Origin of the sequence: Aquimarina litoralis (genome assembly GCF_019295435.1) — a bacterium.
Classification (GTDB): Bacteria; Bacteroidota; Bacteroidia; order Flavobacteriales; family Flavobacteriaceae; genus Aquimarina; species Aquimarina litoralis_A.
The window spans coordinates 12,430-39,368 of sequence record NZ_WEKL01000037.1; the positions used below are offsets into that span (position 1 = coordinate 12,430).

General features: G+C 34.7%; 16 protein-coding genes. 12 read left to right on the forward strand and 4 right to left on the reverse strand.

What is annotated here, in order from left to right:
* Nucleotides 1-44: 44 nt before the first annotated feature.
* A complete protein-coding gene (gldJ, locus tag GBO31_RS17300; protein ID WP_219009665.1) occupies nt 45-1,718 on the reverse strand; it encodes a gliding motility lipoprotein GldJ in 1,674 nt (557 codons plus the stop codon).
* Nucleotides 1,719-1,931: 213 nt separating this feature from the next.
* Here gldJ and porU point away from each other — a divergent pair, with 213 nt between their 5' ends.
* From porU to GBO31_RS17360, 12 genes are all read left to right on the forward strand, one after another.
* Nucleotides 1,932-5,768, forward strand: a complete 3,837-nt coding sequence (gene porU / locus GBO31_RS17305; RefSeq protein ID WP_343211320.1) for a type IX secretion system sortase PorU — start codon at nt 1,932-1,934, stop codon at nt 5,766-5,768.
* A gap of 39 nt (nt 5,769-5,807) precedes the next feature.
* Nucleotides 5,808-6,968: a type IX secretion system outer membrane channel protein PorV gene (porV, locus tag GBO31_RS17310; RefSeq protein ID WP_219009666.1), complete on the forward strand. Its 1,161-nt coding sequence runs from the start codon at nt 5,808-5,810 to the stop codon at nt 6,966-6,968.
* A gap of 102 nt (nt 6,969-7,070) precedes the next feature.
* On the forward strand, nt 7,071-7,553 hold the full coding sequence (locus GBO31_RS17315) for a cytidine deaminase (RefSeq protein WP_219009667.1): 483 nt from the start codon (nt 7,071-7,073) through the stop codon (nt 7,551-7,553).
* A 158-nt stretch (nt 7,554-7,711) separates the two neighbouring features.
* The gene (pdhA, locus tag GBO31_RS17320; protein ID WP_219009668.1) at nt 7,712-8,710 is read left to right on the forward strand and encodes a pyruvate dehydrogenase (acetyl-transferring) E1 component subunit alpha; all 999 of its coding nucleotides are present in this window, start codon (nt 7,712-7,714) and stop codon (nt 8,708-8,710) included.
* A 6-nt stretch (nt 8,711-8,716) separates the two neighbouring features.
* Nucleotides 8,717-10,321 carry a pyruvate dehydrogenase complex dihydrolipoamide acetyltransferase gene (locus GBO31_RS17325; protein ID WP_219009669.1) on the forward strand — a complete coding sequence of 535 codons (1,605 nt, stop codon included), beginning with the start codon at nt 8,717-8,719 and terminating at the stop codon, nt 10,319-10,321.
* Between the two features lie 67 nt (nt 10,322-10,388).
* On the forward strand, nt 10,389-10,976 hold the full coding sequence (locus GBO31_RS17330) for an NUDIX domain-containing protein (RefSeq protein ID WP_219009670.1): 588 nt from the start codon (nt 10,389-10,391) through the stop codon (nt 10,974-10,976).
* A gap of 116 nt (nt 10,977-11,092) precedes the next feature.
* Nucleotides 11,093-12,043 (forward strand): M28 family metallopeptidase, encoded by a 951-nt coding sequence (locus tag GBO31_RS17335; RefSeq protein ID WP_219009671.1) that lies wholly within the window; start codon nt 11,093-11,095, stop codon nt 12,041-12,043.
* A 95-nt stretch (nt 12,044-12,138) separates the two neighbouring features.
* A complete protein-coding gene (locus tag GBO31_RS17340) occupies nt 12,139-12,819 on the forward strand; it encodes an SDR family NAD(P)-dependent oxidoreductase (protein WP_219009673.1) in 681 nt (226 codons plus the stop codon).
* 113 nt (nt 12,820-12,932) lie between these two features.
* Entirely contained in the window at nt 12,933-15,425 is a 2,493-nt protein-coding gene (locus GBO31_RS17345) for a beta-mannosidase (protein WP_219009674.1), read from the forward strand.
* Nucleotides 15,426-15,428: 3 nt separating this feature from the next.
* Nucleotides 15,429-17,741 (forward strand): beta-N-acetylhexosaminidase, encoded by a 2,313-nt coding sequence (locus GBO31_RS17350; RefSeq protein WP_219009675.1) that lies wholly within the window; start codon nt 15,429-15,431, stop codon nt 17,739-17,741.
* A 26-nt stretch (nt 17,742-17,767) separates the two neighbouring features.
* Nucleotides 17,768-18,487, forward strand: a complete 720-nt coding sequence (locus GBO31_RS17355; protein WP_219009678.1) for a copper homeostasis protein CutC — start codon at nt 17,768-17,770, stop codon at nt 18,485-18,487.
* 109 nt (nt 18,488-18,596) lie between these two features.
* Entirely contained in the window at nt 18,597-21,584 is a 2,988-nt protein-coding gene (locus GBO31_RS17360) for a GEVED domain-containing protein (RefSeq protein ID WP_219009679.1), read from the forward strand.
* 92 nt (nt 21,585-21,676) lie between these two features.
* Here GBO31_RS17360 and GBO31_RS17365 read toward each other — a convergent pair whose 3' ends face one another.
* From GBO31_RS17365 to GBO31_RS17375, 3 genes are read right to left on the reverse strand one after another with little or no spacing between them, the layout of a single operon-like run.
* The gene (locus tag GBO31_RS17365; RefSeq protein WP_219009681.1) at nt 21,677-22,990 is read right to left on the reverse strand and encodes a sugar MFS transporter; all 1,314 of its coding nucleotides are present in this window, start codon (nt 22,988-22,990) and stop codon (nt 21,677-21,679) included.
* Between the two features lie 11 nt (nt 22,991-23,001).
* Nucleotides 23,002-24,006, reverse strand: coding sequence for an isoaspartyl peptidase/L-asparaginase family protein (locus GBO31_RS17370; RefSeq protein ID WP_219009683.1), 1,005 nt, complete (start codon nt 24,004-24,006; stop codon nt 23,002-23,004).
* Complete coding sequence (locus GBO31_RS17375) at nt 24,006-26,927, reverse strand: GH92 family glycosyl hydrolase (protein WP_219009684.1); 2,922 nt, start codon at nt 26,925-26,927, stop codon at nt 24,006-24,008. The genes GBO31_RS17370 and GBO31_RS17375 overlap by 1 nt, the downstream gene beginning before the upstream one ends.
* Nucleotides 26,928-26,939: the final 12 nt, after the last annotated feature.

The following is a 26,939-nucleotide window of genomic DNA, read 5'->3' on the forward strand; positions in this document are numbered from 1 at the left end:
CATAATGTCAGGGCTTTATTTATAACGAACTATTATAGTTTGTACTATCTTGGTTTTCTGTGTTTAGGTGTTTTTTTGCTTTTAGCTTTTTCACCTACACGAGACATTGCATTTCTGAATCCAATGTAATCAGTTGCCATATCTTGTGGGAAGAATCTTCGTTGAGCTGGATCTAACCAATATGCTCTATCTTTCCAAGAGCCTCCCTTATAAACTCTTACTTCTTCACTTACGATTGTAGTTCTCTTACTAGATTCATCATATCTTCTGTCTAGTTTAGTGCTGTCTGCTGCACTTGGTTCTACACTATGGATAGGAGAGTTATACATTCTTCTGTTTGGAATGTTTTCATCTTGGAATCCTTCATAATATCTTGAAGAACTTTTGTCACCGTCTCTAAAGTTACGGTTATCACTTTGTGTGAAGTTTGTTCTTAAATATGTTTCATTTTCATCAACTGGAGTCTGTAAAATTCCTCCAGGCAATACTCTTGCTACGATTTTTCCATTACTTAACGTATCGTATATAATCGAATCCGTTGTAACAATTTTTACAGTTCCATCAGGGTTAATTGCGTTTTTCGTATATACATTACCTCTATAGTAGTTGAAATCATTATACTCATCATCAACAATCGGTCTGTATACATCGGCAACCCACTCTGCAACGTTACCAGCCATGTCATAAAGACCATAATCGTTAGGGTCATAAGATGCTACAGGAGCGGTAATATCTGCACCGTCATCACTCCATCCTGCAATACCACCATAATCACCATCACCTTGCTTAAAGTTAGCTAATTGGTCTCCACGAGTTCTTCTTTTTCCAGAACGAGTGTATTGACCATCCCATGGATATTTTTTTCTACCTCTGTAAATGTTATAACTTCTTAATTCTACAAGACCTAACGCAGCATATTCCCATTCTGCCTCCGTTGGAAGTCTGTACTTTGGCATCAGCAATCCATCCTTACGCTGAACATATAAATTTGTAGAATCATTTCTTTTTGACAGGCTTTCCGATCTTTTTCCTCCTCTGATTGCTTCATCGTTTCCTCCATATGTTTGTGAAGGAGCATTTAAATAGGTGTCTGTGTTGAAAGTACTTTCCGCAGAAACGTCCTCAAAAGGTGCGTTTTTCTTAATGAAATTTTCTTCCTCAAGAATTCTTTCGTTTACACGATCTGTTCTCCACTTACTGAACTCTACAGCTTGAATCCAATTTACACCTACTACTGGATAGTTAGCATATGCTGGATGACGAAGATAGTTGTTAGTCATCATTTCATTGAATCCTAAACGGTTTCTCCATACTAAAGTATCAGGCAGTGCTCCGTGATAAATGTTTTTATATTTTGGCTCAGTTGGAGGATATACACCTTTTAACCAATCTAAGTATTCTAAATACATAACATTGGTTACCTCTGTTTCATCCATATAAAAGGATTGTACGTGCTGTTGCGTAGGAGTGTTGTTCCAATCGTGCATTACATCATCCTGAACTCGTCCCATTGTGAAGGTACCACCTTCCACAAAAACTAATCCTGGTCCTGTTTCTTGCTCTTTGTAATTAGTGTTTACTTGGAATCCACCGTCTTTGGAATTGTATTTCCAGCCAGTGGCTCTAGAACTATTGCCGTAATCTGTTTTATTACAGCTCAATAGTAAGGTACTAATGGTTAGGGCCATCAGAGACTTAAAAACTAACGCGTTTTTCATAATCTTAAGTTCGTTAAAGTAGAAATTAGGGCTTGCAATATAATAATTAACGTTAAATTTACCCTAATATTTTTAAAATAATATCAAATCTTCGAAAATTTATGTTTTCACGATTGACTTTGGTTTAACGTAATATTTTTGTCTTTATTATTATTTTTGAAGAAAAACAATATTTTGCGGAACACTAAAACTGTGTTAAACCCGTTATACGCTATGATGAAGAAAATTACAATTTTATATGCGCTATTCTTTTCTACGCTTATTTCAGCTCAGAAAACAATACATGTAGACATAGACTGGAAGGATGTGGAAATAAATACTTCGACAGTTTCATTTTCAGTTCCTGGGTTTGATGAGAAGAATTTTGAATATCAGGACGAACTAGGAATACAATTTACAACTAAATGGGATGAATCTGGAGAGATCAATAATCGAACAGCAAGCCTTGAAAATGTTGTTTATAAAAATATCTCTAGAAGTGAACTGAAAGGACTAGATGTAAATCTAATTCCCAAAAAGTTGACATTTAATATACGTTCGATAAAGGCTAGAGATAAAAAAGCCGGTTTTATGAGCGTTCTTCCTATAATAAAAACTGGAAATAGTTTTAAGAAGATTGTCTCTTTTGATATTGTTTATCAATTGGGAAGAAGTAGTTTTACTAATAAAAGTATTCCTATAAGCAATTCAGTACTCGCTACAGGAGATTGGTTTAGGTTTTATGTAGATAAAACTGGTGTTTTCAGAATTACTCCAGAGTTTTTAGCTAGCTTAGGAATGGATGTGTCATCAGTTAATCCGAATACCATAAAGATATATGGTAATGGAGGTAGAATGTTACCACTATTAAATGAAGAAAATACAGAATTTGATCTTAGAGAGAATGCGATTCAAGTTGTAGGAGGAGAAGATGGAACATTTTCAGGGAGTGACTATATCTTATTTTATGGAGAAGGCACGGAAGGTTTTAGTGAAGAAAACCTGACTAACCTTAATTTGTATGCCGATAAGTCATATTATTATGTAACTGCTGGAGGAGCTAATGGTAGAAGAGTTGCCAATTACACAGAGCCAACAGGAACAGCAACTACTCAAATTAATTCCTTTACAGATTATCAGTTTTATGAAGTTGATGAGTATAATATTGTAAAAGTAGGAAGACGATGGTTTGGAGATCGTTTTGATATACAAAATAATAGAACTTATGATTTTGAATTCCCTAATTTAATTACATCTGAACCAATAGAACTAAATGTATATGCTGCTGCTGCCTCTACTTCTTCATCAAGTATGAGTATTGCTGTAAATGGTGGGCAAGTAGGTAATTTAAGTTTCTCTCAAATTAGTGGTAGTTTATTAGGTTCTCCAAGAAATTTAAGACAAGATATATCATCAAGCTCCGATAGAATTTCTGTAAGTTTAAATTATAGTAATAATGGTAACCCATCAGCAATAGGCTATCTTGACTTTATTAGTCTTGAAGCAAAAAGATCGTTAACAGGAACGAATGCTCAAATGCCATTTGTCTATGAAGAGGCTGCTGCATTAACTGGAATTGGACAATATAATATTGCTAACGCAGCATCGATATCTCAAGTTTGGGATGTTACGAATCCTGCAAGCATTAGTCGGGTTTCGAATGAGAATGGAGCTTCTGCATTAAGTTTTAAAGCTAATCTGGGAGAATCTAGACAGTATGTAGCAATAGTTCCTACTGATTATTTTAATCCTTTGTCCGATCAAACGGCAAGAGTGAATAACCAGGATATTAAAGGAACTATATTTCTAAATAATCAAGGACAATTTGAGGATATAGATTATTTGATTATAGTTAATAATAATTTATTGCAGTCTGCAAATAGATTAGCAGATCATCATCGAAGTCTAAATAATTATAATGTAAAAGTTGTAACCTTAGACCAGATTTATCATGAATTTGGAAGTGGTAAACAAGATATTTCGGCGATTAGAAATTTGGTAAAATATGTCTACGACAATGCATCAGATCCAAATGAACGGTTAAAGTATCTATGTCTTTTTGGAGATGCTTCTGTAGATTACAAAGGTTTGCTCGTTAGAGAGAACTGTCCAGATAGTAATATTGTCCCTACTTTTGAGAGTTTAAATAGCTTTTCTTTGGTAAGTTCTTTTGCTACGGATGATTTCTTTGGTTCTATGGATCCTGCTGAAGGAAGAATGATTGGTAGTGATCAATTAGATGTTGCTGTAGGAAGAATTTTGGCAGATACTCCTCAGTTGGCAGATGCTTTGGTTACTAAAATAATTAATTATAGCAGTGAGCAATCTTATGGAAGATGGCGTAATACGGTTTTACTAATCGCAGATGATGTTGACGAAGACTGGGAGGAAACTATCCAGAGAAACCTAGATGAACTAGGTGATGATTTAATACTTAGAAAGCCATTTTTTAATCTTAATAAAATATATGCAGATGCGTTTGAGCAAGAATCATCTGCATCAGGCAGTAGATATCCAAAAGTAAATGAGGCTATTTCTAGTGCTATCGAAACAGGAGCAATTGCAATAGATTATTTTGGGCATGGAGGTGAAGATGGACTAGCAAAAGAGTTTATATTTAATAAGTCCGATGCTATAGAATTAGCAAATACCAACCGCTTGCCAATTTTTATTACGGTTACCTGCGAATTTACAAAGTTTGATAATCCTTGTAGAGATTCCGCGGGAGAACTTACGTATTGGAATGCGCAAGGAGGAACCGTAGGCTTAATTAGTACCACTAGAGATGTTACTGTTACCTTCGGAATTTCTGTTAATGATCGTTTAGCTGAATTTTTGTTCACAGATGGATCAGATTATCTACCAATAGCTGAAGCCGTTCGACAATTAAAAAACACATACACTACTAATGATAGACGAGTTGTATTCTTTTTTGGAGACCCTGCAATGAAAATGGCTATTCCTAAGCCAAATGTTCGTCTTACAGCAATTAATGACGCTCCTATAACGGGAACAGTAGATACGTTTGAAGCATTAAGTAGAATGAAAGTTTCCGGAGAAGTAGTAAGTGAATCTGGTACGTTATTATCTGATTATAATGGTATTTTATTTACAACTATCTATGATAAAGATGTGGATAGAGAAACGCTTGCAAATGATAATACTTTAAATCCAGCTGGGGAAATCATAAAATTGAACTTCGAAACGCTAGGAGAAATTATATTTAGAGGAAAAGCTTCTATCACTAATGGATTATTTGATTTTGAATTTATTGTTCCCAGAGATATTGGTATTCCAGTGGATAACGGAAGAATAAGTTTTTATGCTTCAAGAAATGGAGTTTTGGAAGATCAAACAGGATCAGATGAGACCATATTAGTTGGGGGACTTAATGAAAATGCTCCTGAAGATAATGTGGGCCCGCAAATTCAGTTGTTTATGAATGATGAGAGTTTTATCTCTGGAGGTGTTACCAATGATTCACCAATCCTGATTGCCAAGTTAGAAGATGAAAATGGGATTAATACCGCTAGTGGGATTGGTCATGATATTTCTGCTATACTAGATGGGGATGATGCAAATCCTTTTATTTTAAATGATTTTTATGAAACCGAATTAGATGATTTTACAAGAGGTGTTGTGAATTTTAAATTTAGAGATCTGGAACCTGGTTTGCATACGCTTACGTTCAAAGGTTGGGATGTTTATAATAATTCAGCTACCCAGGAAATACAATTTGTAGTAGCAGATGCTTCAGGATTTACATTGAATAATGTACTGAATTATCCAAATCCATTTGTAAGTCATACAGAGTTTTGGTTCGAACATTCTAGCTCAATTAATGATGTTTTAGAGGTTCAGGTTCAGGTGTTTACTGTTTCAGGTAAAGTGGTCTGGACGAGTAATCAAACCTTGTCCGGAAAAACCAACTACAGAGAGGATATACAATGGAATGGAAGAGATGATTTTGGAGATAAATTAGGAAAAGGAGTATACGTATACAAGATATCTGTAAAATCGACGTTAACAAATCAGCGGGTTGAGAAATTTGAAAAACTCGTCATACTATAATAACTAAATAACTATATATTTGTCTAAATTAATTTTCACATGAGAAAAATCATAATCCTTGGCTTGGTGTTTTTTACACTATTAAATTATAAAGCCCAAGCGCAAGAACCGAACCGAGCAATTACAACCGCTACACCGTTTCTTTTGATTGCTGCAGATGCAAGAGCAGCAGGTTTAGCAGATCAAGGGGTTGCAACTTCAGCAGACGCATTTTCACAACAATGGAACCCTGCAAAATATGCTTTTATAGGAAAACAACAAGGGGTTGGTATTAATTACACACCTTACCTTAGTAACCTTGTTGATGATATATTTTTAGGAAGCGTAAATTATTATAATCGTTTTGGACAAAACGGTCAGAGTGCTGTAGCAGCAAGCTTTAGATATTTTAGTCTTGGAGATATTGAGTTTAGACAAGGGCCTAATGATTCTCCTAATGTTCAAAAACCAAATGAATTAACATTAGATGTTTCATATGCATTACAATTAAGTCCTACATTTTCCATGGCAGTAGCAGGTCGTTATTTACGATCAGATTTAAGATTGCAAGGTTTGGGAGCCGATGCAAGCGCTGCAGGAAGTTTTGGAGTTGATGTTGCTGCTTTTTATCGCAGTGAAGAAATTGCTTACAATTCTTTTAATGGTAGATGGAGAGCTGGATTAAATATATCTAATATTGGTCCTAAAATTAAATATGACGATGCTGGTCAGGAGAATTTTATTCCTACTACGTTTAGACTTGGTGCAGGATTCGATTTCCTTTTAGATGAATATAATAGAATTACGCCTTCTTTAGAATTTGCAAAGCTTTTAGTGCCAAGTCCACAAGATTTTGATGGTGATGGTGATATTGATGCAGAGGATAATGAAGAATATCAAAGTATAAGTTCTTTTGGAGCGATCTTTTCTTCTTGGGGAGATGCTGATGGTGGATTTAGTGAAGAATTAGAGGAATTTACTTGGTCTTTAGGTGCAGAGTATGTATACAAAGATGTATTCTCTTTTAGAGGAGGATATTTTAATGAAGCGGAGAACAAAGGAGCACGTAAGTTTGTGTCTCTAGGTCTTGGATTTAAATATACCATAGTAAATCTAGACGTATCATATTTATTTAACGCATCTTCCGTACAAAGTCCATTAGAAGGAACATTACGTTTTGGTCTTTCATTTAATTTTGGAGAAGATTTTTACGATAGATAGGATATCCTAACGTATATAAAGAAAAAGTATCAGATGTAAAGTTTGATACTTTTTTTTGTTTATAGTACATTGTACAAGTCTAAATGGATTAAATTTAAAAGTGTGAAAGAAATAGAAATCAAATCAACGCTACAAGTGTATGATTCTCTAGAGGAGTTACCAGAAGACGTTCAAGAATTAATGGAACAGTCTTTTAAAATCCGTGATCAGGCATATGCTCCATATTCCAAATTTTTAGTTGGTGCAGCGTTACTATTGGAAAATCAAGAAATTGTTTTAGGAAACAATCAAGAGAATGCTTGTTATCCTTCTGGTTTGTGTGCAGAAAGAGTAGCAATCTTTTCAGCAGGGGCAAACTTTCCAGGAATTCCTATCTTAAAAATGGCACTCTCTGCAAAATCGCTAAAATATAAATTAGATAAACCCACTCCACCTTGTGGAGCTTGTAGGCAAGCAATTGCTGAATATGAATTGAATCAAAAGAAGCCAATAGAGATTTATTTTATGGGAGAGACAGGAAAAGTAGTAAAATCTTACTCTTTAGCTAATTTATTGCCCCTTATTTTTGATAATTCATATTTATAACGTTTTCGTAGATTTTTATCCAAAAACTGCTTTCTCCTTAGTAATGAATATCTTATTTTTGTTTTTCGCTTAATTGAGAAATTAGCAGAAAAATTCTGTAATTGTTAGAGAGGTCAGCGGTTAAACTGACTTAAATTTGAAATATCATTACATTTTAGATGAAAAAAGTAACCAAAGAAGTTTACCTGAAGTGGTACGAGGATATGCTCTTCTGGAGAAAGTTTGAAGACAAATTAGCTCAAGTTTATATCCAACAAAAAGTAAGAGGGTTTTTACATTTATATAATGGTCAAGAAGCTATTTTAGCTGGAGCATTACATGCAATGGATCTTACGAAAGATAGAATGATTACTGCATATCGTAATCATGTTCAGCCAATAGGAATGGGTGTAGATCCAAAGCGCGTTATGGCAGAATTATATGGGAAGGGTACAGGAACATCTCAAGGAATGGGAGGTTCAATGCATATCTTTTCTAAAGAGCACAGATTTTATGGAGGTCACGGTATCGTAGGAGGACAAATACCTCTTGGAGCTGGATTAGCTTTCGCTGATAAGTACCATAAAAGAGATGCAGTTACTTTAACATTTATGGGAGATGGAGCTACCAGACAAGGATCGCTTCATGAATCTTTTAATTTAGCAATGTTATGGAATTTACCTGTAGTATTCTGTGTAGAAAATAATGGATATGCAATGGGAACTTCTGTAGAGCGAACAGCAAATCATACAGATATTTGGAAATTAGGACTTGGATATGAAATGCCATGTGGTCCAGTGGATGCTATGAATCCTGTAAAAGTTGCTGAAGCAATGGATGAAGCTATTACCAGAGCAAGAACAGGTGGAGGTCCAACTTTCTTAGAATTGAAAACATATAGATATAGAGGACATTCTATGAGTGATGCTCAGAAATATCGTACAAAAGAAGAAGTAGCAGAATATCAAAAAATAGATCCAATTACGCAAGTATTGGATATTATCAAAGATAAAGAATATGCTACAGATGATGAAATAGCTGCCATAGATAAGGCAGTTAAGGATAAGGTTGCAGAGTGCCAAAAGTTTGCTGAAGAGTCTGCGTTCCCTGAAAAAAATCTAATGTACGATGTTGTATATGAACAAGAGGATTATCCATTTTTAGCACACAAATTATAATAAGTTATGGCTACAGTAATTAATATGCCGCGATTGAGCGATACTATGGAAGAAGGAGTTGTCGCGAAGTGGCTTGTTAAAAAAGGAGATAAGATTAGCGAAGGAGATATTCTTGCTGAAATCGAAACTGATAAAGCAACAATGGAATTCGAATCTTTCTATGAAGGTATCTTACTGCATATAGGTATAGAGGAAGGAGAAACTGCTCCAGTTGATCAGTTGCTAGCGATTATAGGAGATGAAGGTGAAGATATTTCAGGTTTATTAAATGGTAGTGCATCTGCTGCTGAAGAACCAAAAGAAGAGAAAACTGAAGAAGTAGCTACTACAAATGTATCAGCGGAGATTCCGGAAGGAGTAGAAGTAATCACTATGCCTCGACTTAGTGATACTATGGAAGAAGGAACAGTTGCATCATGGCTTAAAAAGGTTGGTGATACTATTGAAGAAGGAGATATTTTAGCGGAGATCGAAACGGATAAAGCTACTATGGAATTTGAATCCTTCTATAATGGAACCTTATTACATATAGGTATCGAAGAAGGGCAAACAGCTCCAGTAGATGCATTGTTAGCAATTATTGGACCTGCAGGAACAGATGTTTCCGGAATTAAAGATGGAAATGTGGCACCAGCGACAACATCTTCAAAACCTGAAGAAACTTCTGCTCAAAAGAAAGAAGAAACAAAAACAACGACTACAATAGGTAGCGAGTCTTCGGGAGGAAGAATATTCGCTTCACCATTAGCGAAGAAAATTGCTGCAGATAAAGGAATTGATTTATCTCAAGTAAAGGGTTCAGGAGAGAACGGAAGAATTGTGAAAAAAGATGTAGAATCTTTTACACCAGCTGCCGCTGCACCAAGTTCAGATAGTACAAAAGAAGCTGCTTCAGCTCCTGCTGTACAACCTTACATACCAGCTGGTGAAGAAAGTTTCGAAGAAGTGAAAAATTCTCAAATGCGTAAAGCGATCGCACGAGGACTTTCTGCATCAAAATTCAATGCACCACATTACTATCTTACAATAGAGGTGGATATGGAGAATGCAATGGCTTCTAGAAAATATATCAATGGATTGCCTGATACCAAAGTATCTTTTAATGATATGGTTGTAAAAGCCTGTGCAATGGCATTGAGAAAACATCCACAAGTAAATACACAATGGTCTGACGATGTTACCAAATATGCAAAGCACATTAGTATCGGAGTAGCTGTTGCAGTGCCAGATGGATTAGTAGTACCAGTACTACCTTTTACAGATCAGATGTCTCTTACACAGATAGGTGCGAATGTAAAAGAATTAGCAGGTAAAGCACGTAACAAAAAGTTGACTCCACAAGAGATGAGTGGAAGTACATTTACAGTTTCTAATTTAGGAATGTTTGGTATTCAAGAATTTACTTCTATAATCAATCAGCCTAATTCTGCAATATTATCGGTTGGAACCATTGTAGAAAAACCAGTTGTAAAAGATGGTCAGATTGTAGTAGGTAATACGATGAAAGTTACATTGGCTTGTGATCACAGAACAGTAGATGGAGCAACAGGAGCTCAATTTTTACAGACCTTAAAACAATATCTGGAAAATCCAGTAACTATGTTAGCATAATCCATAAAATGGATACTTAATATACAAATCCTGCTTCGTGAGAAGTGGGATTTTTTATTCATTTATAATGACAACAAACATCCAAAATTTAAAGACAACAGTATTATCAGATAAAACCTTTTCTTTAAAGGAATATACTTTTGATTATCAGCATACAAAGGATGATGCTATAGAAGAACATCTTAGAGAAGTATATGACCATGGAGATGGAGCTTCTGTACTATTATATAATAGAGATAAAAAAACAGTAGTATTAACACAACAATTTAGATTACCTACATTCCTAAATGGAAGCTCTTCTGGCATGAGTATAGAAGTGTGTGCAGGCTCTTTAGATGGTGATACACCAGAAGAATGTGCCAAAAAAGAGGCAGAAGAAGAAACTGGTTTTATCATCGACAAACTCGAAAAGGCGTTTGAGGTGTATGCTTCTCCAGCTGTTATGACAGAAATTGCTCATCTTTTTATTGCTGAGTATAATGATGATCAAAAGGTAAATAATGGAGGAGGTCTGTCCGAAGAACAAGAATATATCGATGTTTTAGAAATTGAATTCGAAAAGGCGTTTAATATGATAGCTTTAGGGGAAATTAAGGATGCAAGAACTGTGATGCTCTTACAATACTTAAAAATAAAAGATATAATGAAAAGCTAATTCCAATTTAATAGGCATACTTTTTAAGTATATTTAGCAAAAAATATAATCTTTACACAAGTCCCTTCCTTAATTTGAGCAGAATTGTAGTAAAGAAATAAGTAAAAAAAAGTAAGATGAAACATATAACACTTGTATTAATAACCTTATTATTTATTAACTGTAAAGAGGTAACCAAAGCGCAATCTTCTGAATCCGCAGTTAAAGTGTCAGAAGTTGAGACGATAATGAATTTTTTGGCTAGTGATGAATTAGAAGGAAGAGATACGGGTTCTGAAGGATTGAAAAAAGCGGCAGAATATATTGAAAAAACATTTAAAGATGCAGGTGTCATGGTTAGTCCTTATTTCGATACATATTTACCTGCATTTGATGCAAAAGGAAAAGAAACCTATAATGTCGTTGGATATTTGAAAGGTACAGATCCTAATTTAGCTGATGAATTTGTAGTGATTGGCGCTCACTTTGATCATATTGGTAAAGGAAAAGAAGTAGATGGAGATACTATAGCAAATGGAGCTAATGACAATGCGGCTGGAAGCACAGCTGTAATTTCTTTGGCAAAACAATTTGCAAAAACTAAAAACAATAAGAGAAGTGTTCTTTTTGTGTTATTTGGAGCAGAAGAAATCGGTTTGTTAGGATCTAAGCATTTGGCAAAAGTGTTGAAGGAGAAAAACTTAAACCTTTACACAATGATTAATTTTGAAATGATTGGTGTTCCATTAGTTGATAAACCTTATAAGGCATATATCACAGGATATGAAATGTCTAATATGGCAGAAAAAATGAATGAATATGCAGGAAAGGAATTGATAGGTTTTTTGCCAAAAGCTAAAGAATTTCAATTATTTCGTAGAAGTGATAATTTCCCTTTTCATAAAGAATTTAATGTGCCTTGTCAAACAATATGTACATTTGATTTTAGTAATTACGATTACTACCATCATGTAGATGATGAGGTGGCTAATATCAATTTGGAATTTATGACAGAGCTGATTAATGATTGTGTGCCAGTGATAACTAAAATATTGAACACTAACACCAGAGAAATTAAACTAAACTAATATCGTGAAATAAACCATAACGATTAAGTTTATGTCTAACCAAAACGGTTCTATAGTGATTCCAACTGACCACTAAGAAACAATAAAACAACCAGATGAAGAACATAATAATTACTGGAGCCAGTAGAGGCATTGGGTTCGAAATGGCAAAATTGTTTGCCGATGAAGGACATCAAGTACTTGCTCTTTCCAGAAATGAAAAACCAATTCTTTCTTTAAACCATAAAAATATTCACACTTTTTCTTGTGATTTATGCAATCCAGATGATCTTTTGAAAATGTCCAATTTTATTGATAACAATTGGAGCAGTGTAGATATTTTGATCAATAATGCGGGCAAATTACTTAACAAACCTTTTGCAGAAATCACGTCAAAAGAATTTGAAGAAGTATACAAAGTGAACGTTTTTGGAGTTGCTGAAATTACTCGTTTGGTAATTCCTTTTATGAAAGAAGGAAGCCATGTGGTAACTGTAAGTAGTATGGGGGGAATTCAAGGGAGTATGAAATTTCCAGGATTAGCAGCATATAGTTCAAGTAAAGGAGCGGTTATTACCTTAAGCGAACTATTGGCAGAAGAGTATAAAGAAAGTGGGATAGCATTTAACGTGTTAGCATTAGGAGCTGTTCAAACAGAAATGTTAGAAGAAGCATTTCCAGGATATCAAGCACCTTTAACTGCTATAGAAATGGGAACTTATATTAAAGATTTTGCATTAACAGCAAATAAATTTTATAATGGTAAAGTGTTACAAGTATCCAGTTCTACTCCTTAGATTTTGATTTCTAAAATTTGAATTTTGAGTAACTAACTAGGGAATCGATTATTTTTCTATTTTAGAGAAGCCAATTTTTCGTAATTGTAGTTACACGCAAAATCATTTTAGTTATGTATAAAAAAATAGGATTGCTACTGCTTATAGTAATCTTCATTTCTTGTAATCAAGATAAACATCATCTTACCTCAGAAATTAATCAGGAATGGAAGTTCAAAAACACCAAAGATACACTCTGGATGGATGCCATTGTTCCAGGAACTGTTCATACGGATTTATTGAATAACCAAAAAATTGAAGAACCATTTATTGGTAATAATGAAGAAAAATTACAATGGATTTCTGATGAAGATTGGGAGTATACTACTACTTTTCTAGTTGACAAGGAACGGTTAAAAAGGAAAAATCATCAACTTGAATTCAAAGGTTTAGATACGTATGCTACGGTTTTCTTAAATGATAGCTTATTGATTAAAACTGATAATGCCTTTAGAACTTGGAATGTTGATGTTTCAAAAAGGATTCAGGAAAACAATACGCTCCGGATCATATTTAAACATCCTGATGCTGTAGAAAAACAAAAAGCAAACAAACTGACTTATGAACTTCCAGTTTCAGGAAGAGTATTTACCCGAAAACCACAGTTTCATTATGGATGGGATTGGGGTCCCACTTTTATTACTTCTGGAATTTGGAGACCTATCACTCTTGAATCTTGGGATGATGTATATCTTAATGATGTATATATAGATCAACGATCTCTTACTGATGAAAAAGCATCTTTACAAGCGAAATTAGATCTTAATATTACATCTGAAATAGAACTGACATTTCAGGTTTCTATAAATGATTCAATTGTTTTAAAGGAAGAAAAAGAGTTCTTGGCAGGAACTCACCTATTTAATTTGGATTTTGAAATTTTGAACCCCAAAAGATGGTGGACACATAATTTAGGAGATCCTTATCTGTATGATATCAAAATACAAGTTAATGAAAGAAATAAAGAGATCGTCTCTAAAAGTATCCAAAAAGGATTGCGTACAATAAAGCTAGTTCAGGATAAAGATAGTTTTGGAAGTACATTTTACTTTAAATTAAACGATGTTCCTGTGTTTATGAAGGGAGCTAATTATATTCCTCAACACATTTTTCAATCAGAAGTAAAAACTGAGGATTATCAACAAATCTTCAAAGATGCCATTGCTGCAAATATGAACATGCTGCGTGTTTGGGGAGGAGGAATTTATGAAGAAGATATATTCTATGATTTGGCAGATAAAAATGGAGTATTAATCTGGCAGGATTTTATGTTTGCTTGTGCTATGTATCCTGGGGACGAAGCTTTCTTTGAAAATGTAAAACAAGAAGCTACAGATAATATCAAAAGATTACGTAATCATTCAAGTATAGCTTTATGGTGTGGGAATAATGAAAATAACGAAGCATGGCATAATTGGGGTTGGCAAACTGATAGATCAGAAGAAGAAAAAGAGGAGATTTGGACAAATTATCAAAAACTCTTCAACGGAATCTTACCAGAAGCAGTGGCAAGTTTAACAGATAATTCTTATTGGGAAAGCTCTCCAAAGTATGGCCGTGCTGATCAAAGATTCAAGCTCGAAGGAAGCGCACATGATTGGGGAGTTTGGCATGATGCATTGCCTTTTGAACGATTTGAAGAAGAAGTGCCAAGATTTATGAGTGAATATGGTTTTCAATCCTTTCCGTCTTATGAAGCGATTAAATATTTTACTCAGTTGGATACTATAGATATTGATCACTCTAGTTTCAAAACGCATCAAAAACACAATAGAGGTTTTGCATTGATAAAAGAGTATATGCAAAGAGATTTTCCAGTTCCTACAGATCCAGAAGATTATGTGTATGTAAGTCAATTATTGCAAGCTTATGGTATTACTAAAGGTATCCACGCACATAGAAGAGCGATGCCATACAATATGGGTTCTTTATATTGGCAATTTAATGATTGCTGGCCTGTGGTTTCTTGGTCAGGTATTGATGGGTTAGGAAATTGGAAAGCTTTGCATTACAAAGCAAAAAGAAGTTTTGCAGATCTTATTATCTCTTCTAGAGTACATAAAGATTCTTTAGAATTATATGCTGTGAACGATAACCTTAAAGCCAAAGAAGGAGATTTGAAAGTTTCATTTATGGATTTTGAAGGGAATATATTATGGGATAAAAAGATAAAGATAAATGCAGAAGCGAATGCTTCAACTAAGGTATTTATGCAAAAAATACCAGATGAAATTATTGATTTTCGAAATGTGGTAGTAATAACCGAGTTTCAAGGAGAAAAAGCTAATTTTTATTTGGTAAAACCCAAGGATCTAAAATTATCAGAACATAATGTGCAATTGGATATAAGTAAAGTTTCAGATGGGTACGAAATAACAGTTTCATCTTCATCTTTACAAAAAGATGTATTTCTCTATACCGATAAGAAAGGACATTTTGAAGATAATTTCTTTGATCTTTTACCAGGTGAAACAAAGAAGGTTTTTTTTAAAACTTCAGAAGATGTTGACTTCGAGTCAATTAAAGTCAAGACTTTGAACAGCGTGATGAAAATGATATCTGTATAAGAAATGTGTAAAAACAAGCATCATATAAAAGTCTTAATACTAGTTTGCTTTATCATTATTAGCTGTGGTAAAGCTCAAGATCCAATAGAGTTTTATGGTATTATTCCTCAGCCCAAAGAACAAAAGTTAGGAAAGGGACATTTTCTGTTCTCTGGAAATACAGCTATAAAATACCATCCTGGCCTTGAGAAAACAGTAATGTATTTTAATAAACTTATAGAAAAAGGAACAGGAAAGTCGTTAGAAATAAATCCTAGTAAGGAGAAAGATTTTATTTCTTTTGAAATTGATACGACAATCTCAGATATTGAAGGATATCGGCTTACTGTTTCTGATCAAGAAATTTTGATTCGTTCCAAAGATTCAAAAGGTAGTTTCTATGCCGTTCAAACATTGCGGCAGTTATTTCCTCCTTGTTTTGAAAATAATAGTTGTGATACCACAATAAAGTTGCCAGTTATTTCAATTGTCGACGAACCTAGATTTTCATACCGTGGAATGCATTTGGATGTAGGGCGTCATCTTTTTTCGGTAGAAGAGATTAAACGGTATATAGAAATTCTGTCTATACTGAAATTCAACACTTTTCATTGGCATCTAACAGAAGATCAAGGCTGGAGAATTGAAATTAAAAAATACCCAAAACTCACTGAAATAGGAGCTTATAGAAAAGAGACTTTGGTAGGGCATTATAATGATCAACCACATCAGTTTGATGGGAAACGATATGGTGGATTCTATACCCAAGAGGAAATTAAAGAAGTAGTAACTTTTGCTCAGGAAAGAAATATTACCATAATTCCAGAAATTGAAATGCCAGGACATTCTAAAGCTGCCATTGCTGCATATCCAGAATTAGGTTGTGGCGGTAAATCTGCAGAAGTTGCTACAAAATGGGGTGTTTTTGAGGATGTCTATTGCCCAACAGAAAAGACATTTGCTTTTTTACAAGATGTATTGGATGAGGTGATGATGCTTTTCCCAAGTGAATATATTCATATCGGAGGAGACGAAACTCCAAAAGCGCAATGGAAAGCTAGTGAATATTGTCAACAACTGATTCAAAAAGAAGGACTAACCGATGAATTTGGTCTTCAGAGTTATTTTATCAAAAGAATTGAAAAATACTTAAATAGTAAAGGAAGAAAGATTATTGGTTGGGATGAAATTTTAGAAGGAGGTTTAGCTCCAAATGCTGTTGTAATGTCTTGGAGAGGTACAGAAGGAGCAGTAAGTGCTGTTAAAGAAAATCATAAGGCTATTTTGACTCCATCTTCCCATTGTTATTTTGATTATTATCAAAGCGATAAGGAAGATGAACCTTTAGCAATAGGAGGTTTTCTTCCACTAGAAAAAGTCTACGGGTTTGAACCAATTCCTGACGAATTATCACAGGAAGAAGCATCGTTGATTTTAGGGGCTCAAGGAAATGTCTGGACAGAGTATATGAAAACTTTTGATAAAGTAACGTATATGGCACTTCCGCGGGCAATTGCTTTAAGCGAAGTGGTTTGGAGTCCTTCAGAAGTAAAGGATTATAAAAGTTTTGTAAATCGATTAATACCATTTCAAAAACGGTTGGATGTTTTAGGAATTAACTACGCGAATCATTTGTACGAAATTGAAGGAGATTTGGAAATTGATGATCAACATATGAGGTATTCTCTAAAAACATTGCTGCAGGATACTACTATTAGATATACCTTAGATGGTAGCGAACCAATAAATACCTCTATGAAATATGATCAACCTATTTTCATAGATAAAAGCTGTACGATAAAAGCCCAAGTTTTTAAAGATGATAAACCATTGGGAACGGTATTTAAACAAGATTTATTGAAGCACAAAGCAGTAGGAGCTACAATTTCTATTGATAAAGATCCTCATCCTTCTTACGATGCTGGAGGTAAAAAAGCATTGATAAATTCAATAAAAGGAAGTAGTACTAGATATGGAGATAAAGAATGGTTAGGGTTTTGGGGAGAAGATCTGGAAGTGATATTAGACCTCAAACAAATATTGGAAATTAGTAAAATAGAGACTAGATTTTATAACGCAAATGGCCAATGGATTTATCTCCCTAAAAATGTTGAGGTTTCTCTCTCTAAGGATAATCTAACATACAGCGAGTTGATCTCTAAAGTTCCTCAAGATAATCTTTCTAATAAAAGTACAGTGCCAATTTCTATAAATTTAGATACTAGCGAATGTCGCTTTATAAAGATGGTAGTGAAAAATTATGAAGTCATTCCTGCAGGGTTACAAGGTGCTGGAAATAAAGCCTGGACGTTTATTGATGAAATTATAGTTGAGTAACAAATAATAGTATTCTTTTGGAAATTATGAAAATTGAAATCTGTGCCAATTCATTTGAATCCGCATTGAATGCAGAAAAAGGAGGAGCAAATCGCATTGAATTGTGTTCAGAATTGGCAGTAGGTGGAATTACTCCATCCTATGGTTTGATTCAAAAAACAATTACAGAAATTTCTATTCCCATACATGTATTGATTAGACCACGAAGTGGGAACTTTTCATACTCAGATACCGAATTTGATATTATGAAACAGAACAYTCTGTTTTGCAAGTCCGTCGGTTGTGCTGGAATTGTCTCCGGAATTTTGCATGAAAATTGTGCTTTGGATGTGGAAAGAACCAAAGAATTGATTCAGTTAAGTTCTCCACTATCGTTTACATTTCATCGAGCTTTTGATTGGTTACCTAATCCGGAAGAAACAATTCGAACTTTGGAGAGAATAGGGGTAGATCGTGTCTTAACATCAGGTCAGGAAATAAAAGCAGTTGATGGTCTGAATTTGCTAATAAAACTGAAGAATGAAGTTTCAAAATTAAAAATTTTACCAGGTGGTGGTATAAATGCTAAAAATGCTATAGTTTTTAAAGAAAATAAGTTCGAGGAAATACATTTGTCTGCTACCTCGATAACCACTTCAAAAAACATTCCTGAACTTAGTATGAATAGCTTTAAACTTTTTGACGATCAAGTAGTTGCGTTTTCTGATAGGGAAAAGATTGAACAGCTTATCAAAGCAATTCAGTGAAAAGATTAAGTATATGTTATAAAATATTAAAATTTTGAGTAGGGTTTACAATTATTTAACTGTTCTATTATATGTCACATAGTTTAATAATTACTCTTAACTCAAAAAAATGAAAAGAATTTTATTTAGTGTGTTATGTGTTCTCTGCATAACAAGTTTGTTTTCACAACAAGAGGTGGGTCCAAGTACCATTGCAAAAGGAATTTACAAAGGAAAGACCAAACCATTCAGAGATTACCCAACAACAAATCAGTCTAAAGCCGAAGAAAGCGTAAAAGAGCTTACTATTATTTTTAATAACCTTCGTGCTAATGAAAAAGTAAATCAAAGTGCCTTACCAATAGGTCCTGATCCAAAAAGACAGCAAAGTTTCGGAAAGACTTCCAACAGAAATTTAGGGGTTAATTTTGAAGGGATAGATCGTAATGAAGCTGGAGGCGCTTTACCTCCAGATCCTTCTGGAGCGGTTGGACCTAATCATTACGTTCACGGTGTAAACGTAGCAATTAAGATATTTGATAAAAGTGGTAATGTTTTAGCGGGACCTACTTCCTTATCAGATTTTTTAGGGTCTGGTAATAATGATGGAGATCCAATAATCATGTATGATCATCTGGCAGATCGCTTTTTTGTAAGTCAGTTTAGAGTTTCTGATAATGCATTAATAGTTGCTGTTTCTGAAACTCCAGACCCTACAGGAGCATACAATATGTATGAGTATCCATTAGATGCTTTCCCTGATTATCCTCATTATTCAATATGGCCTGATGGATATTATCTAACAGCAAATAAAGGAAGTGGTAATACTACTTATGTCTTAGAAAGAGAAGCAATGATTGCAGGAGATGCTGATGCTGCAATTATAGGATTTGATCTTCCTGGTATCCAAAGAAATCCAAATACTGTTTTTAGCCCAGAACCTGCAAACCTTGTGGGAGATGATTTTCCAGTAGATGTGCCAGGTTATATTGTATATTTTCAGGATGATGGATGGAGTAATGCAATTATTCAGGATGAGCTGAAGATATGGGAAATTGATATTGATTTTACTACTCCAGCAAATAGTACGATTTCACAGCCTTTAACTATTCCTGTAACTCCTTTCGATAGTGTTTTTGCTCCATTTGGAACAGGAGATGTCGAACAGCCTGGAACTTCTCAAAAGGTTGATATGATTGGTGGAGTTATATCTTATGCAGCAAATTATCGAACTTTTACAGATCATAATTCTTGGTTAATCACTTTTAATGTTGATGTAGATGGTAATGATACTGCTGGAGTTCGTTGGATAGAATTAAGAAATAGTGACACTGAAGGTTGGTCAATATTCCAAGAAGGAACTTATGCTCCTGATGATGGTCATAGTAGATTTATGGGTAGTGGATGTATTGATGCTTTAGGAAATATAGGATTGGCGTTTAATATTGCTAGTGCAACATTAGAACCTGGAATTAGATATACGGGAAGATATGTAAATGATCCTTTAGGAGAAATGACGCTAGCAGAAACAACAATTGTAGATGGAGCAGGAGTGCAAACGATATCTAATAGATTTGGAGATTATTCTCATCTAACAATGGATCCTGATCAATTTACATTTTGGCATACAGCAGAATATTTTAAGGATGATAATATATGGGCAACTAGAATTGCTTCATTTAGCCTAACATCTGGTTTGCCAACCGATGTGGGAGTAAGTTCAATTATTTCTCCAAACGATGGGTTACTTACGAATGCGGAAACAGTAGAAGTTAACATTAGAAACTTTGGTACAGATCCTCAACAAAATATTCCAGTAGAATTAAGAGTAGATGGTGCCTTGATCGCTACAGAAACTTTTACAGGAACTATTAATCCAAATGAAGCTGTGAATTTTACTTTTGCAGCTACTGTAGATCTTTCTAACGCAGGACAAACGTACACTATTGAAGCAAAAACTGTACTATCAGGTGACGGTTTAGCCCAAAATGATGATGCTTCTAAACAAGTTAAGAGTTTATTAACGAAAGATGTAGGTGTGGTTGCTATCACAGCTCCTTCTACAGGTTCTGGATTAGATTTGGAGGATGTTGTAGTAAGTATAACAAACTTTGGAGGAGAAGAAGCAAGTAATATTGAAGTACAATATACGGTAGATGGTGGTACGCCAGTTGTAGAAACGTTTGCAGGACCGATAGCACCACAAGAAACAGCTAGCTATACATTTACAGCTCAAGCTGATTTAAGTACTATCAATGTTACATATGCCATAGAAGCAAGAACAAACTTTGCCGGAGATTTATTAGCAAGTAACGATGCTTTTTCTAAAGATGTTACACATACCGTATGTACTCCTGAGGCAACTTCTGGGTGTAATTTAGATGGTATAAAGCAGTTTGTTTTAAATACTATCAATGTTGATGATGGAGCAAACGGTTGTAATACAGAAGGAGGTTTAGATGTAAACGGATATGCAGATCGTACCAATTTGTCTACGCTCTTGTCTAATACAGATGGAGATAATGAATATGTACTTCAGGCGCAACACAATTGGCAAAATGGGGCTGATGTAGAAGCACTTTCTGCATGGATTGATTTTAACGACAATTTTATATTTGAACCATCTGAACAATTGATCACAGGAGAATTTTTCCGTTCGTTTGGAGTATTGGAAGACTTTAATTTGGTGATTCCCGTTGGAGCAAATCCAGGACGTCATATTTTAAGAGTAAAAGCAATCGATACTTCTGGAAGCGGAGATGTTAATGATCCTTGTGGAGATTTTGCTTATGGAGAAGTTCATGACTACACTGTAGAAATAGATCAAACATTAAGTGTAACAGAAAGAGAATTTAACGATGCTCAATTAACCGTTTTAACGAAACCAGACAATAAATTTGAGATTAGTTTGGTTCCACAAAACACGCTTGATACTGAAATTTTTATAGGAGTATTTAATATGTTAGGACAACAATTAAAAACAGCTTCTCTTAGCCGAATAGGTAATGAGTACAAAATTAATGTAGATATGGCACAAGCAACAACAGGTCTATATTTCTTCAGAATAGGAGATGGTAGTAATAGATTTGTAAAAACTGTAAAGGTAGCAGTGCAATAAAACTTTTAGGTTTATTAGAATTTGTATGCGGTTGTAACTTGTTTAAAAAAGTTGCAACCGCTTCTTTTTTTAGGAATAACTATTATGATAAATTAAATCGTTTTTCTGCTTTTCATCCAGCCATAGTAGAGGATGTATCCATAGCAAAAAATCACTAAAATAAATGCAAGCTTAAACCCAATATGATCAGCTAATAAACCGAATATAGGAGGAATGATAGCACCACCCACAATGGCTGCACATAACAAACCGGAAGCTTTTGGTTTTAATTCTCCCAAACCATCAATTGCTAATGTAAATATGGTTGGAAACATTATAGAATTGAATAATCCAACTGCCAGAATACTCCACATAGCGATATAACCATTACTACCAATGGATATTAAGATCGATGTAATTGCTAGCGTGGCAAATAATGCTAAAACTTTTCCTGGTTTCATTATTTTGGTAAGATAAGATCCTACAAAACGTCCAATCATGGCTCCAGACCAATAAAAGATAACAAAAATTCCCAGTAAAGCTTTTGCATCTGCCCCTTCTAAACTTTTAAAGAAAATAGTAGCAACAAAATCAGCAATGCTCATCATAGAGCTGCTTTCTTGAATAAGTGGTACCATATTCATATCCAGAAAGTAGTTGACCAAATAACTTCCTATAGCTACTTCTGCACCTACATAAAAACCAATACCTAAAACTCCTAAAACTAGCCCTTTGTTTGCTAATGCTTGCGCATAAGTACCGGTAGATGATTCATTAATTAGTTTTGGTAGCTTCGCAAAGAAGAAAATACCACTAATAGTAATAATAAATATTGCTAAACCTAGAAAAGGATTTTGAACGGCAGCAGCTTCTGATGCTAGATACGTTTCTTTTGCACTTTCTGATAATTGTGCAATTTCCTCTTTACTTTTAATTGTATCACTTAAAATAAACAAAGCGCCTACTGCTGGAGCAATTGCAGTTCCAAGAGAATTAAACGCTTGTGAAAGATTCAATCTACTGGATGCCCCGTCTTCGCTGCCTAATACTGCTACAAATGGATTTGCCGCTACTTGTAAAATAGTCATTCCACCGGCGAGAATGAAATAAGCTAGCATAAAAATCCCGAAAACTCTGTAAGAAGCTGCAGGATAAAATAATAGACAGCCAGTAGCCATCGTTAATAAACCTAAGATAATCCCCTTTTTATATCCAATTTTTGAAAGTATATAACTAGCAGGAATGGATAGTAAAAAGTAAGCTCCAAAAAAAGCAAATTGTACCAGGCCAGCTTGAAAATAGGATAAGGTAAATAGTTCTCTTAGTCTTGGAATTAGAGAATCCACCAATACAGTTATGAAGCCCCAAAGAAAAAATAGAACAGTTAGTAGGATAAAAGAACTGCGATAAGATGTTTTGTTTGACATGCTTTTATTATTTAAGAAGTATGATAAAATTTGGTAAGTACATTCTCATTAACTCCATTATGATATTTCATAATAGAAAAACCTTCATGGATGCAGTAATGTCCTATTTCTCCAGCTTTGTTGATTGCCACATAAGCGACTTGAAAATCTTTGTATTTGTCATTTTTAGTTACAATACGTCGGATCGCTTCTTCACAAGCTTTCTGAGGACTCATTCCACCTCGCATTAATTCTACAATTAGAAAACTTCCAACCGTTTTCAACACTTCTTCGCCCATTCCTGTAGCAACTGCACCACCAACTTCATTGTCTATAAATAAACCAGAACCAATGATGGGAGAATCACCAACACGTCCTTTCATTTTATAGGATAAGCCTGATGTGGTACAAGCTCCTGCAATATCACCATTGTTATCAATCGCCAGCATACCTATGGTATCATGATTTTCGATATTAATGATAGGTTTATATTCCGAAGTTTTTTTCCATTCTTCCCATGCTTTTTTGGATTCTTCAGTTAATAAATTTTCTTGGATAAACCCTGATTGATATCCAAATTCTTTTGCTCCTTCTCCGGCAAGCATAACATGAGGAGTGTCTTCCATTACTTTTCTGGCTAAAGCAGCAACATTAGTAATATTCTCTACACACAAAACCGCACCATAATCTCCTTCAGGATTCATAACGCAAGCATCTAGTGTTACATTACCATCTCGATCAGGAGCACCTCCTTTTCCGACGGTCGTGTTTTTTAGATTTTCCTCTTCCACAGCAACACCTTCGATAACAGCATCTAAAGCAGGTTTTCCGGATGCTAATGCTTCTCCAGCTTTTGCGTTTGCTTTGGTAAAACGCCATGTGCATACTGCAATCGGCGTGGAGGTTGTATTCATCATAATTTCTTGTTCTTTTTGTGATTGTTCCTCAGATGATTCTTTGCAACCCATCAGTGTGGTTCCTAAAGTAATCCCAACACTTGTGAGTGAGGTATTTTGAATAAATTTTCGTCTTTTCATTATTGTATTGTGATTTCGTCCGCAAAAATCCAGGCTTTACCATCATAGTTGCTTCCGATATGCCACTCAGGAATAGTTCCAACTGTTTGCGCTTTGATTTTGATAAATCGAACCTTCTTATCAATAGAGGAAGCATCTACATGTTTTATAGATACTTCGGAAGAAGGTGTTGGTAATTTTATAAATGTGCTTTTATCTAATGGATTCCATTGTTCTCCATTTTCAGAAATCCAGAATTCTACTTTTTGTGGATAAAAAATCCAGCTTCTTTGATCTTCCAGAAAACCAATGGATATGGTGTTGATATTTTTCACAGATCCTAAATCTAATGTGGCGATGAGATCTCGATTATGAAACCCTTGCCACGAGCCAGAACGATAATCCATAGCTCCTTTGATACCGTTAATTAATGCATTCGGTCCACCGCCATTGTAGCGATTGGCATATTCATTATCTAGCGTTATTTTTAGATTAGGATCAATTTTGAAAAACTCCGTAGTAATAATGGCACTTTTAGTATCATTTTTTTTAGCATAGGTCTTTAAAATTGAAGGTTGAGTGATGCTTATTGGAGTTTCATATTTTTTGAATTCATCATTATCCAATGCAAAAAAGATATCTGCTTCTTGATTAATACTTTGTAAAGTAATTTGAGATTTCTCTTTAAAAGCAATGTTACCTTCGGCTATAAATGGAGGTGAGGTAATTAAATAATCTTCAATCTGTGTTTTTGGGATATTGGCATCATTGGTTCCCCAAGTTGAAGGTATATCTGTCATCTCAAACACCAACGAACCTCCATTCATAATATCTTGATGTTTGATATAGGTATATGGATACTCTTTTCCGTTTAAGGAAGCACTGGCTATATATTTATTAGTATCACTGATGTTATTAGCAACAATAGTAAATTGATTTCCGTTTTCTAATTGTATCGTTCCTTTTTCAAATAATGGATTACCAATCACATAATGATCACTACCAGGAGTAACCGGATAAAAACCTAAACTGCTTAATACATACCAGGCACTCATCTGACCACAATCCTCGTTACCAGAAATTCCATCAGAAGTATTGGTGTATAGTTTGGTTAGTATTTCATGTACTTTTTCTTGAGTTTTGTGTGGTTTGTTGATAAAGTTATAGAGGTAAGCAATATGATGACTAGGCTCATTACCATGAGCATATTGCCCAATCAATCCTGTAATATCAACTTGATGAGCTCCAGACGTCTGGTCTTTTGCAGTAAAAAGTGCATCCAATTGCTGTTCTAATTCCTTTTTACCGCCCATTAGTTTGATAAACCCAGAAATATCTTGAGGGACATAAAAACTATACTGCCATGAATTTGCTTCGGTGTAATTGAAGTTTACTTCATAAGGATCAAATGGTGTGAACCATGTATTTCTATAACGTCCTCTCATAAATTTGGTAGACGGATCAAAGACGTTTTTATAATATTGAGCACGTTGTGTATAAGTTTTTGCATCGTCAGATTTACCCATTGCTTGAGCCATTTGTGCAATCGTCCAATCATCATAAGCGTATTCTAAGGTTTTGGATACCGATTCTGCTTCTTCTTCTACAGGAATAAAACCTCCACTTTTATAGGATGCTAATCCTAATTTGTTTTGTGTAGCACTATGTTTCATCGCTTTCAATGCTTTTTCAGGATCATAATTCGAAATCCCTTTTAGGTAAGCATCAGCAATTACTGGTACAGCGTGATATCCAATCATACAATGTGTATAGTTACCAGCTAGATCCCAAATCGGCATAATACCACCTTCATCATATTTGGTTAAAAATGTATTGATATAATCATTGGTCCTTTTTTGATCAATGATCGTATACAGAGGATGCGTTGCACGATAGGTATCCCAAAGAGAAAATACAGAATAKTATTCAAAGTCTTCGGTGTTATGAATCTTGAGATCCATGCCACGATAACGTCCATCCACATCTTGATATAGATTAGGAGCGATCATCGTATGATATAAGGCTGTGTAAAAATTAGTTTTGTAATCTGTATTAGGACTTTCGATCACTATTTTTTGAAGCTCCTTTTCCCAACTGTCATTAGCTTCTTGTTTGATTTGATCAAAGGTTTTATTGCCAATTTCTGTGGTGAGGTTTTGTAAAGCACCCTCTTCATCAACTGCAGAGATTCCTATCCGAATATTTAATTCTTTAGAGGTTGTGGCATCAAACTCCAAAGCCACTTTGGTTTGATTTTCGTTAAGGGTTTTATGGATAATTGGTTTCGAAAACTGCATATGATAAAACAGCAACTGTTTTTCTGCCCAAGCTTTCGAATGGCGATAACCATTAATTTCTATATCAGAAATGATATTGATGTTGTGATCGAGCAGTGCATCTCTGTGTTCAAGATCCAAAATCACCACTTGTTTTTGACCTTTTGGAAATTTATATTGATGAATGCCGGCTCTTTTGGTTACTGTCAACCCAACATCAATATCGGTAGTATCTAAATGTACCTGATAAAATCCTGGAGCGGCTTTTTCATTAGCATGCGAAAAATGTGCTCGATATCCTTTTTGACCATCCGCTCCATTATTAAAAAGAATGGTATCAGTAGGCATTAATAAGATGTCTCCATAATCTGAAACTCCGGTACCGCTAAGATGTGTATGTGAAAACCCATAGATATAAGAATCTGTATAATGATATCCAGAACAACCATCCCAACCGTCTAGTCGGGTATCAGGACTTAATTGCATCATCCCGAAGGGCATTGTTGCACCTGGATAGGTATGTCCATGACCTCCAGTACCTATAAATGTATTAACATAACTCGTAAGTGGGGTATCAACGGTAGCTGGTTGAATGATAGGTTTTTGGGTGCAAGAAAAAAGAGAAGCTATGATCAGTATTGAGAATACCTTAAAAGAAGACGTCATAAGTTGTGTGAA